General features: G+C 71.9%; 8 protein-coding genes. 7 read left to right on the top strand and 1 reads right to left on the bottom strand.

Translation table 11 applies throughout. The annotated features are described in order from the left end of the window. Positions 1-138: 138 nt before the first annotated feature. The 3 genes from ACZ58V_RS21685 to ACZ58V_RS21695 are packed head-to-tail and all read left to right on the top strand — an operon-like array spanning position 139 to position 5,707. A complete protein-coding gene (locus ACZ58V_RS21685; RefSeq protein ID WP_471291490.1) occupies positions 139-1,407 on the top strand; it encodes an aspartate aminotransferase family protein in 1,269 nt (422 codons plus the stop codon). Continuing rightward, a complete protein-coding gene (locus ACZ58V_RS21690) occupies positions 1,404-4,271 on the top strand; it encodes an FAD-binding and (Fe-S)-binding domain-containing protein (RefSeq protein WP_471291492.1) in 2,868 nt (955 codons plus the stop codon). The genes ACZ58V_RS21685 and ACZ58V_RS21690 overlap by 4 nt, the downstream gene beginning before the upstream one ends. Beyond that, entirely contained in the window at positions 4,268-5,707 is a 1,440-nt protein-coding gene (locus ACZ58V_RS21695) for an NAD-dependent succinate-semialdehyde dehydrogenase (RefSeq protein ID WP_468196455.1), read from the top strand. Before ACZ58V_RS21690 ends, ACZ58V_RS21695 begins: the two co-directional genes overlap by 4 nt. A gap of 99 nt (positions 5,708-5,806) precedes the next feature. Here ACZ58V_RS21695 and ACZ58V_RS21700 read toward each other — a convergent pair whose 3' ends face one another. Further along, entirely contained in the window at positions 5,807-6,553 is a 747-nt protein-coding gene (locus ACZ58V_RS21700; RefSeq protein ID WP_189725453.1) for an IclR family transcriptional regulator, read from the bottom strand. A gap of 273 nt (positions 6,554-6,826) precedes the next feature. On the opposite strand from ACZ58V_RS21700, the gene solA reads away from it, so the two are divergent. The 4 genes from solA (at position 6,827) to ACZ58V_RS21720 (ending at position 11,310) form a co-directional block, all read left to right on the top strand. Continuing rightward, the gene (solA, locus tag ACZ58V_RS21705) at positions 6,827-7,960 is read left to right on the top strand and encodes an N-methyl-L-tryptophan oxidase (RefSeq protein WP_471291494.1); all 1,134 of its coding nucleotides are present in this window, start codon (positions 6,827-6,829) and stop codon (positions 7,958-7,960) included. A 5-nt stretch (positions 7,961-7,965) separates the two neighbouring features. Further along, positions 7,966-8,964, top strand: coding sequence for a succinylglutamate desuccinylase/aspartoacylase family protein (locus tag ACZ58V_RS21710; protein WP_471291496.1), 999 nt, complete (start codon positions 7,966-7,968; stop codon positions 8,962-8,964). Positions 8,965-9,074: 110 nt separating this feature from the next. Further along, positions 9,075-10,178 (top strand): ABC transporter substrate-binding protein, encoded by a 1,104-nt coding sequence (locus ACZ58V_RS21715; protein WP_468196461.1) that lies wholly within the window; start codon positions 9,075-9,077, stop codon positions 10,176-10,178. Beyond that, positions 10,171-11,310: an ABC transporter ATP-binding protein gene (locus ACZ58V_RS21720; RefSeq protein ID WP_468196463.1), complete on the top strand. Its 1,140-nt coding sequence runs from the start codon at positions 10,171-10,173 to the stop codon at positions 11,308-11,310. Before ACZ58V_RS21715 ends, ACZ58V_RS21720 begins: the two co-directional genes overlap by 8 nt. Positions 11,311-11,314 lie beyond the last annotated feature (4 nt).

Genomic DNA, 11,314 nt, shown 5'->3' on the forward strand with positions numbered 1-11,314 from the left:
ACACAACGTCCGAACAACGCGTTCCGGCTGGACAGATCACGCGTTGTCGCGCCGCGCGGCGGCCCGGATGCTCGGGGGTGTCGGACCAGTACCGCGGATCACCGCAAGCAGACCTCGACGTACGGCCGGGAGACCAACATGACCGCACTGTCGCCGCACCTTCGCCAGGCCACGCCCGTGGTGGCCGCCCGGGGCGAGGGCGTCCATCTCTACGGTGAGGACGGCCGCCGCTACCTCGACTTCACCGCCGGCATCGGTGTCACCAGCACCGGGCACTGCCACCCCAAGGTCGTGGCGGCGGCGCAGGAGCAGGTGGGCACGCTCATCCACGGCCAGTACACGACCGTCATGCACCAGCCGCTGCGCCGCCTCGTCGACAAGCTCGGCGAGGTGCTGCCGGCCGGCCTGGACAGCCTCTTCTTCACCAACTCCGGCAGCGAGGCCGTCGAGTCGGCGCTGCGGCTGGCCCGCCAGGCCACCGGCCGTCCCAACGTCCTGGTCTGCCACGGCGGCTTCCACGGCCGTACGGTCGCCGCCGCCTCCATGACGACCTCCGGGATCCGCTTCCGGTCCGGCTTCTCCCCGCTGATGAGCGGTGTGGTCGTCACGCCGTTCCCGACGGCCTACCGGTACGGCTGGGACGAGGAGGCCGCCACCCGCTTCGCCCTCCAGGAACTCGACTACACCCTCCAGACGATCTCCTCGCCGGCCGACACGGCCGCGATCATCGTCGAGCCGGTGCTCGGCGAGGGCGGGTACGTGCCCGCGAACCGCGCCTTCCTGGAGGGGCTGCGGGAGCGGGCGGACCGGCACGGCTTCCTGCTGATCCTCGACGAGGTGCAGACCGGCGTCGGCCGCACCGGGCGCTTCTGGGGCCACGACCACTTCGGTGTCACCCCGGACATCCTCGTCACCGCCAAGGGCCTGGCCAGCGGCTTCCCGATCTCCGGCATCGCCGCCTCCGAGGAGCTGATGGCCAAGGCCTGGCCCGGCTCGCAGGGCGGCACCTACGGCGCCAACGCCGTCGCCTGCGCCGCGGCCTGCGCCACCCTCGACGTCGTACGCGACGAGAAGCTCGTCGAGAACGCCGACGCGATGGGCACACGGCTGCGCCAGGGCCTGGAGGCGGTGGCCGACCGCACGCCCGGCATCGGCGACGTCCGCGGCCTCGGCCTCATGCTCGCCAGCGAGTTCGTCAACGAGGACGGCAGCCCCGACCCCGAGACCGCCGCCCGCGTCCAGCGCGCCGCCGTCGACGAGGGACTGCTCCTGCTGCTGTGCGGCGCCTGGAACCAGGTGGTCCGGATGATCCCGGCGCTCGTCATCGACGAGGAGGGCGTGGACGAGGGCCTGCGGGCCTGGGCGAAGGCGGTCGAGGCCGGCACGTCGGGAGCCGGGGACCGATGACCACCGCCACCCGCGACCTGGCGGGTCTGACGGCCCGTATCGCCGAGATCGCGCCCGGCCTGCGGGTGGAGACCGGCCCGGGGGCGACGGGCCCCTACGCCTACGACGCCTCCAACTACCGGGTGCTGCCGTGGGCCGTGGCCTTCCCGCGCACCGCCGACGACGTGGTCGCGGTGCTGCGGGCCTGCCGGGAGACCGGCGTCCCGGTCACGGCCCGGGGCGGCGGCACGAGCATGGCGGGCAACGCCGTCGGACTCGGGGTCGTCCTGGACTTCTCCCGGTACATGAACCGGATCCTGGACATCGACCCCGAGGTCCACACCGCACGCGTCGAGGCCGGTGTCGTCCTCGACGCGCTGCGCGGCGCGACCGCCCCGCACGGGCTCGACTTCGGCCCCGACCCGTCCTCGCACAGCCGCTGCACCCTCGGCGGCATGATCGGCAACGACGCGTGCGGCAACCGGTCGGTGCGCGACGGGCGGACCAGCGGCCATGTCGAGGCACTGGAGATCGTGACGGCCGACGGCGTGCGGGCCCTCGCCGACCGCTCCGGGCTGCATCCGGTCGATCCTCGGGACGCCGGAGCCGTCGCCCGCCTGGAGGAGGACGTCCGCCGGCTGATCGCCGACAACCTGGAGCCGATCCGTACCGAACTGGGCCGGATCCCGCGCCAGGTCTCCGGCTACCAGCTGCACCGCCTGCTGCCCGAGAACGGCTTCGACATGGCCCGCGCGCTCGTGGGCACCGAAGGCACCTGTGCGGTCGTCACCGCCGCGACGGTCCGCCTGGTGGCGACCGCACAGGCATCGGCGCTGCTGACCCTCGGCTACGACGACGTCGTCGACGCGGCCGAGGACGTGCCGGAGATCCTGCGCTTCTCGCCGAGCGCAGTGGAGGGCATGGACGAGGCGATCGTCGCCACCATGCGCGTCCGCCGCGGCCCGGACTCCGTCACCGGCCTGCCCGAGGGCCGCGCCTGGCTCTACGTCGAACTCGAGGGCGAGGACCAGGCCGCGGTCGACGCCCGCGCCGCCGAACTGCTCGACGTGCTGAAGGCACAGGGCAGGCTGACCGGCGGACGGGTCGTCGAGAGCCCGGCCGAGCGGCGCTCGCTGTGGCGGGTCCGGGAGGACGGGGCCGGGCTGGCCGCCCGGTTGGTCGACGGCGGGGAGTCCTGGCCCGGCTGGGAGGACGCGGCCGTCGCCCCCGAGAACCTCGCCGCCTATCTGCGCGACTTCCGCAAGTTGCTGGCCGCGCACGACCTGACCGGTGTGCTGTACGGGCACTTCGGCGCGGGCTGCGTCCACGTACGGGTCGACTTCGACCCGGCCACGGACACCGGCCGGGCCGTCATGCGGCGGTTCCTCTCCGAGGCGGCCACGCTGGTCGTCTCGCACGGCGGCACTCTGTCGGGCGAGCACGGTGACGGGCGGGCCCGCAGCGAGCTGCTGGAGGTCATGTACAGCCACCGCATGATCCGCGCGTTCGCCGCGTTCAAGCGGATCTTCGACCCCGACGGACTGCTCAACCCCGGCGTGATCGTCGAGCCGGCCCCCCTGGACACCGACCTCGCGCTGCGTGAACTCCCGCTCGTGGACACGTCGTTCACCTTCCCGCACGACACGGACGGTTTCACGGGCGCGGTGCGCCGCTGTGTCGGAATCGGCCGCTGCCGCAGCGACTCCGGCGGGGTGATGTGCCCGAGCTACCGGGCCACGGGAGAGGAGAACGACTCCACCCGCGGCCGGGCCCGCATGCTCCAGGAGATGGTGCGGGGCGAGGCCGTCCAGGACGGCTGGCGCTCGACCGAGGTCAAGGACGCCCTCGATCTGTGCCTGTCCTGCAAGGCCTGCTCCAGCGACTGTCCGGTGGGCGTCGACATGGCGACGTACAAGGCGGAGTTCCTGCACCAGCACTACAAGGGCAGGCTCAGGCCCCGCTCCCACTACTCGCTCGGCTGGCTGCCCAGGACCTCCGCCCTCGCCGGGTACGCGGCCCGGCCGGTCAATCTGCTGCTGCGCGGACCGCTGGGCAGGCTCCTGGCCCGCCTCGGCGGCGTGACCACGAAGCGCGGGATCCCCGCCTTCGCCTCCCGGCGCGCCCTGCGGCGGACCCTGCGTGCGGCGAAAACCGGAGAACCGGCGAAGGCCCTGCTCTTCGTCGACAGCTTCACCCGGGCCTTCCGGCCCCAGGTCGCGGGGGCGGCGAGCCGCGTGCTCGCCGACGCCGGCCTCCCCTGCACACCGCGGGACGGCCTGTGCTGCGGACTGACCTGGGTCAGCACCGGCCAGCTGTCCGTGGCCCGCAGGGTCATGGCCCGTACGGTCGCCCACCTCGACGACAGCGACGACCGGCCGATCATCGTGGCCGAGCCCAGCTGCGCCGCCGCCCTCAAACGCGACGTGCCCGAACTGCTAGGCACCGAGGCCGCACGGCGCGTCGCCGACCGCGTCCACACCTTCACCGGAGCCCTCACCGACCTCGCCGACCAGGGCTGGACCCCGCCGCCGCTGCCCCGGGACGTCGTCCTGCAGACCCACTGCCACGAGTACGCCACCTTCAAGGGCCGCCGCCCCGCCGACCTGCTGCGCCGCCTCGGCGTCCGCACGGTCGACGAGGCCGAGGGCTGCTGCGGACTCGCCGGGAACTTCGGCTTCGAGGCGGAGCACTACGACACCTCGATGGCGGTCGCGGACCTGGCTCTCACACCCCGTCTCGACGCCCTCGACGGACGCCCCGTCGTGGCCGACGGCTTCAGCTGCGCCACCCAGATCGACCACCTCGCCGGTGACCGGGGCATCCGCGCCCTGCACCTCGCGGAACTCCTCGACCCCTGCGCCGACCGACCAGGAGAGACATCATGACCGAGGTACTGAACCAGTTGTTCATCGGCGGTGCCTGGGTGGACGCCGCGGACGGCGCCACCATGCCCGTCGACGACCCCGCCACCGGCGAGATCCTCAGCCATGTCGCCGACGCCGGTGCCAAGGACGCCAGGCTCGCGGAGGAGGCGGCCGTCCAGGCCCAGGCCGAATGGGCCCGTACGGCACCCCGGGCGCGCAGCGAGATCCTGCGCCGCGCGCACGAGATCATCCTGGAGCGCACCGACGAACTCGCCCGCCTGATGACGTCAGAGATGGGCAAGCCGCTCGCCGAGGCCAAGGGAGAGGTGGCGTACGCCGCCGAGTTCTTCCGCTGGTTCTCCGAGGAGGCCGTGCGGATCGACGGGGGGTGCGGCACGCTGCCCGACGGCCGCAACCGCATGTTCCTCTCCCGCCGCCCGGTCGGCCCCTGTCTGCTGATCACGCCGTGGAACTTCCCGCTGGCCATGGGCACCCGCAAGATCGGCCCGGCGATCGCCGCGGGCTGCACGATGATCCTCAAGCCGGCCCCGCAGACCCCGCTGTCCAGCCTCGCCCTCGCCGGGATCCTGAAGGAGGCCGGGCTGCCGGACGGTGTGCTGAACGTCGTCACCACCTCCCGCGCCGGAGAGGTCTGCGAACCGCTGCTGCGCGGCGGCCGGATCCGCAAGCTGTCCTTCACCGGCTCCACGGCCGTCGGCCGGCTGCTGCTCGCGCAGTGCGCCGACACCGTCGTACGGACGTCGATGGAGCTGGGCGGCAACGCGCCGTTCATCGTCTTCGACGACGCCGACCTGGACGTGGCCGTCGACGGCGCGATGGTCGCCAAGATGCGCAACATGGGCGAGGCCTGCACCGCCGCGAACCGCTTCTTCGTCCACCGGTCGGTCGCCGAGGAGTTCGGGCGGCGGCTCGCCGAGCGGATGGGCGCGCTCGTGGTGGGCCCCGGCACCCGGGACGGCGTGGACGTCGGCCCGCTGATCGACACCGTCGGGCGTGCCAAGGTCGAGGAGCTGGTCGCCGACGCGGTGGAGCGCGGCGCCCAGGTGCTGGTCGGCGGCCGTACGCCCGAAGGGCCCGGCTGTTTCTACCCGCCGACCGTGCTCGCGGACGTCTCGCCCGAGAGCCGTCTGATGGACACGGAGATCTTCGGCCCGGTCGCCGCGATCCTCACCTTCGACGAGGAGGACGAGGTCCTGCGCCGGGCCAACGACACGCCCTGGGGTCTCGTCGGCTATGTCTTCACCGAGGGGCTCGACCGCGGCCTGCGCGTCAGTGAGGGCCTGGAGGTGGGCATGGTGGGCCTGAACACCGGCCTGGTCTCCAACCCGGCCGCGCCCTTCGGCGGGGTCAAGCAGTCCGGGCTCGGCCGTGAGGGCGGCCGGGTCGGCATCGACGAGTTCCTGGAGTACCAGTACGTCGCGGTGCCCGTGCGGTGAGGGCGTATCCGACCGACGCGTTCGGGCGCCTGACTCCGTGATATGCCACGCCCCCTGGTGCCAATGGTCACCTGGGGGCGTGGCACGCGTCCCGGGCCGTTACGCGCCCAGGCGGCGGTTGGTGATCTCCGTCGCCGTGTCGGCGACCAGACGGCCCCACTCGGGCAGCCGTGCCTCGTCGTAGCGCGAGTCGGGCAGGGAGACGGCCACGGAGGCGAGCGGTGTGCCGTCCTCGTCGAGGACGGGCGCGGCGATCGCGCAGACGTCCGGGCGGTACTGGTTGCGGTTGAGCGCGTAGCCGTCGGTACGCACCCGCTTCAGCTCGGCGCGCAGCTCGGCCGGATCGACGAGCGTCGCGTCGCTGTAGCTCTCCAGCCCGCGCTCCACCAGCTCCTCGACGTCGGCGGGCGGCAGGTGGGCCAGGACCGTGCGACCCGTGGCGGTGGCGTGCAGCGGCGAGGTGTCGCCGATCGCGTGGAACGTCCGCACCGCGTGGTGGCAGTCGACCCGGTCCACGACCACCATGCACTGCAGCGCGTCCGGCACCGACAGGTGGATCGTCTCGTTCAGCGCGTCCCGCAGCCGGATCATGGGCTCCCGCGCGGCCGCGAAGAGACTCGATCCCTGAAGCGCAGCCGGCCGCACCGCGAGCACGCGGGCGCCGATCTCCCAGCGCGTGGTGTCCTTGCGGTTCGCCCGCAGCCACCCGGCCTCGTTCAGAGTGACCAGCGTGCGCTGCACGGTCGACTTGGGCAGCCCGAAGAGCTTGGTCAGTTCCCCCACTGTCACCGGCTGGTGCTGCGCGACCGCTTCCAGGATTCGCAAAGACCTGGTCACGCTCTTCATTTCCATCTGATTTCCCCCGTTAACTCGCGGAATCCCTTGCGTACACCCCTTGACTCCCCTCCTCGCCACTGCCATTCTCGTGCCAGATTCTAGCACACCGTTCCACAATGTGGCACGGCAGGTTGGCGAAGAAGCAACCTGAAGCCTCCTCCCCCCGGACAGTGCGAGCCATGGCCCTTCGGTCCATCGCCTAACGCCGTCCCTTCCGGAATTCCAGAGTCCGCATACCGGGCGTACAGCATCCGCGCTCCGGGAGACGAAAGGAACCCCCTCGTGTCTGCCAAGAAGCGCGTCGCGGTCGTCGGCGTCGGAACGATGGGCGCTCAGGCCGCCTGGCGCCTGGCCGCCCGCGGAGCCGAGGTCGTCGGCTACGACCGTTTCGCCCCGGGCCACGACCGCAGTGCCGCCGGCGGCGAGACCCGCATCTTCCGCAGCGCCCACTTCGAGGACTCCCGCTATGTGCCGCTGCTCCAGCACGCCGACACCCTGTGGGAGACGCTCCAGCAGGAGACCGGCCGCGAGCTGCGCCGACTGACCGGATGCCTGCTGATGGGGCCCACCGCCCACCATCAGATGGCGACCGTCCTGCAGTCGATCGCCGAGCACGGCCTCGACCACGAGGTGCTCGACGCCGAGGCGCTCGCCAAGCGCTTCGGGCAGTTCCGGATCGAGGACGGCGACGCCGCCGTGCTCGACCGGCACGCGGGCTTCATCCGGCCCGAGCTGACCATCCAGACCGCCGCCCGCCGCGCCGAGGAGCTGGGCGCCCGCATCCGCCGCTACACCACCGTCCGCGAGATCGTGCCCACCGGCAGCGGGGTGGAGGTCCGTACCGACACCGGCAGTGAGCGGTTCGACGCGGCCGTGGTCAGCCCCGGCCCGTGGGTGAACGACCTGCTGCCCGACCTGCCGTGGGAGGTGGACATCCGCCGCCTGCTCAGCGCCTGGTACGTGCCCACCACCGACGCCTGGTTCGGCGAGGAGCGCCCGGCGTTCATCCGCACCGCCCCCACCCACTGCTACGGGCTGCCCTCCCCGGACGGCGTCTCCGTGAAGCTGGGCCTGTCCCGCGCCCTGCACCGCCCGGCCGGCGACCCGAACCGCCTCGACCGCACGGTGGCGCCCGAAGAGCTGGAGATCTTCACGGAGCTGATGGGCCGCTACATGCCGGACCTGAACCCCGACCCGGTCCGCCTCTCCGTCTACATGGAGGGCTACACCGAGAGCAGCCGCCCGCTCGTCGGCCCCCTGCCGGGCAACAGCGATGTCGTCCTGCTCGCCGGCTTCTCCGGCCACGGCTTCAAGCTCTCGCCCGCCTTCGGTGACATCGCGGCGGACCTGGCGTTGGGCGGCGCATCGCCGCAGCCCATCGACTTCATCTCCACCCAGGACCGCACGGAGGCCTGACGACCATGACCGAACAACCGACCGTGGGCACTCTGACCGTCGGCACCCTGACCGCCGAGCCCGGCACCAAGACCCGCGGCACCGTCCCCGCCGACCTCGGCACCCTCACCGTCGACATCCCGCTGACCCTGGTCAACGGCGCCCGGTCCGGCCCCCGCGTCGTCATCACGGCGGGCGTGCACGGCGGCGAGTTCACCGGCATCGACGCCGCCACCCGGCTCGCGGCCCTGCTGGAGCCCGGCGAGGTACGCGGCCAGATCGTCCTCTGCCCGGTCGCCAACCCCCCGGCCGTGTACCGGGGCCGGCTCGGCGTCTCCCCGGTCGACGGCGTCAACATCAACCGCGTCTTCCCCGGCGATCCCGAGGGCGGACCCACGGAGCGCCTCGCCGCCTGGCTCTTCACGCATCTGCTGGACGCTGCCGAGGCCTACGTCGATCTGCACTCCGGCGGCATCGACGAGGTCCTGCGCGACTTCGTCGGCTACCGCCTCACCGGGACCCCCGAACTCGACGGCAGGACCGCCGACATGGCCCGCTCGGCCGGCATCGAGGACGTCATCCTCGGTCTGAACGCCGAGGGCGGCAACAGCCACGCGGCCGCCGCCCGCCGGGGCATCCCGGCGATCCTCGTCGAGACGGGCAAGCTCGGCGAACGGGACCCGGCCGTCGCCCGGCGCCTGGTCGACGGCTTGTACGGAGTGCTGGCCCGGCTCGGTGTCATGGAGTCAGAGACCCGGAACAGCACCGCCATCCGCGAGTGGGTCTGGGTCGCGGGCGTCACGTCCGACGCCACCGGCCTCTGGTACCCCGAGTTCTCCCTCGGCGATGACGTGACCGAGGGCCAGGTCATCGGCCACGTCATCGACCCGGCCGACGGCAGGGAGCACAAGATCCACACCCCAGCCTCCGGACGCGTCTTCTACGGGATGCACGGACTGACCGTCGCCCCCGGCACCGAACTCGCCGCCATCGCCGCACCCGCTCCCCGGGACGCGGCCCCCTGACCCCACCCCCCCTGACGTACGCCCACACCCCACAGCCCACAGAACGAGACCCCGCAGCACGCCTCACCCCCACGCTCCCCCTTTCCGAACAGCACCTCCAGGAGGCCCCCGTGAAGGACACCCGGATCGACCGCAGAGTGTTCCTGCGCGGCGTCGGCTCGGTTGCCGCAGGCATCGCCGCCGCCGGCACGCTCAGCGCCTGCGGCACCGGCACCAGCCGTTCCGTCGGCAGCGGCGGCAAGAGCTCCAAGACGCTCGTCGTCCGCAACAGCGGCGGTTCCTACGGCGACGCCAACCAGCAGGCGATCTACGAGCCGTTCACCAAGGAGACCGGCATCCAGGTCAAGGTGGTGAACATCGAGTACGCCCAGATGCTCGCCCAGATCAAGCAGGGCCGCCCCGAGTTCGACGTCATCGACGACTCGATGGCCGACTTCGTGCTCTTCCAGCAGGAGGGCGCCACCGAGGCCCTTGACTACGACCGGCTGAAGAACTTCAAGAAGGCCGGTGTCGCGAAGAACCTCGTCACGTCCAACGCCGTCGGCAAGAACTACTGGGCCAGTGTGATGGCGTACCGCACGGACGCCTTCGGCAAGAGCAAGCCCTCCTCCTGGGCCGACTTCTGGGACACCAAGGCGTTCCCCGGCAACCGCGCCCTCCAGGCCCTGGACGCCGACCTGCCCGAGCTGGAGTTCGCCCTCCTCGCCGACGGCGTGCCCCTCGACAAGCTCTACCCCCTCGACGTCGACCGTGCCTTCAAGGTCCTCGGCGAGATCAAGCCCCACGTCCGGAAGTTCTGGGACACCGGTGCCCTGCCCGGCGTGCTGCTGGGCCGCAAGGAGGTCGACGCCTCCAGCGTCTGGCACGGCCGCCTGGACGCCCTGATCAAGGGCGGCGCACCGCTCGCCTACCAGTGGAACGGCGCCCGCCGCCAGAGCAACGGGCTCGGCATCCCCAAGGGAGCCGCCAACCTCGACGCCGCCTACCGGCTCATCGACTACTCGCTGCGCCCCGAGGTGCAGGCCGCCTACGCCGAGATCTACCCCATGGCCCCCTCGGTGCCCGCCGCCTACAAGAAGCTCAAGCCCGCCACGGCCGCCAACCTGGGCAGCTCGCCCGAGCACCTGAAGAGCGGTTTCGACCTGGACGTCGAGTGGTGGATCAAGAACCAGGACGCCGTGTCCAAGCGCTGGCAGGAGTGGACGCATGCCTGACCTGAACGTGATGCCCGAACCCTCGATCGCCGCCCCCTCGATGCCGGCCGGCACCGGAAAACCCCTGTCTGTCACGCGACTTCGCAAGACCTACGGTGGCGTCACCGCCGTCGACGAGGTCTCCATGGAGATCGCGGCGGGGGAGTTCGTCACCTTCCTCGGAGCGTCCGGCTCCGGCAAGACCACCACCCTGATGATGATCGCCGGGTTCTGCGAGCCCGACTCCGGCAGCATCGTCGTCGGCGGCCGTGACGTCACCCGCCTCGCCCCGCAGAAACGCGGACTGGGCTTCGTCTTCCAGCAGTACCTGCTCTTCCCGCACATGACGGTGTGGGACAACGTCGCCTTCCCGCTGACCCTGCGCGGTGTGTCCAAGGCGGACCAGCGCCGCCGGGTCGGCGAGACCCTGGAGATGGCCGGCCTGTCGGCCATGGCCCGCCGCCGGCCACGTGAACTCTCCGGCGGCCAGCAACAGCGCGTCGCGCTGTGCCGGGCCCTGGTCTACCGGCCCCCGGTCATCCTGATGGACGAACCGCTGGGCGCCCTCGACAAGAAGCTGCGCGACCAGCTCCAGACCGAGATCAAGCGCATCCAGCAGGAACTCGGCCTGACCGTCATCTATGTGACGCACGATCAGGAAGAGGCCCTGGTCCTCTCCGACCGCATCGCGGTCATGCGGGACGGGCGGATCGACCAGTTCGACACCCCGCAGGAGCTCTTCGAACGTCCGCGCACCCCGTTCGTCGCCGACTTCCTCGGCGCCGCCAACTTCCTCCCGGGCCACCTGGAGGCGCAGACGGGGGAGTTCACCACCGTCCGGCTCGACTCGGGCGGCCTGATCACGGCCCGTCCGCAGGCCGTCCCGGACGGAGCGCGGGTGTGCGCGGCGGTCCAGCCCGGCCGGCTCGTCCTGTGCCCGCCCGACCAGGGGTTCTGTACCGGGACCGTCGAGACGGTCACCTATGTCGGGACGCTCGTACGCGTCACCGTCCGTCCCATGGGCGGCGCCGACACCGAACTCGTACGGCTCGAACTGCCCGCCGGACGCGCCCCCTCATTCGGCGAGCGCGTCGGCCTCACCGCGGACCCCGCGAACGTCAGCGTCTTCCCCGACACGGAAAGCGGGGGGTGAGGAC

The sequence above is a fragment of the Streptomyces sp. NPDC040589 genome (assembly GCF_055594445.1).

Coding starts and splice junctions, on each gene's coding strand:
- ACZ58V_RS21685 (WP_471291490.1), top strand. CDS start 139: ATGACCGCACTGTCGCCGCACCTTCGCCAGGCCACGCCCGTGGTGGCC.
- ACZ58V_RS21700 (WP_189725453.1), bottom strand. CDS start 6,553: ATGAAGAGCGTGACCAGGTCTTTGCGAATCCTGGAAGCGGTCGCGCAG.
- ACZ58V_RS21710 (WP_471291496.1), top strand. CDS start 7,966: ATGACCGAACAACCGACCGTGGGCACTCTGACCGTCGGCACCCTGACC.
- ACZ58V_RS21720 (WP_468196463.1), top strand. CDS start 10,171: ATGCCTGACCTGAACGTGATGCCCGAACCCTCGATCGCCGCCCCCTCG.
- ACZ58V_RS21695 (WP_468196455.1), top strand. CDS start 4,268: ATGACCGAGGTACTGAACCAGTTGTTCATCGGCGGTGCCTGGGTGGAC.
- ACZ58V_RS21690 (WP_471291492.1), top strand. CDS start 1,404: ATGACCACCGCCACCCGCGACCTGGCGGGTCTGACGGCCCGTATCGCC.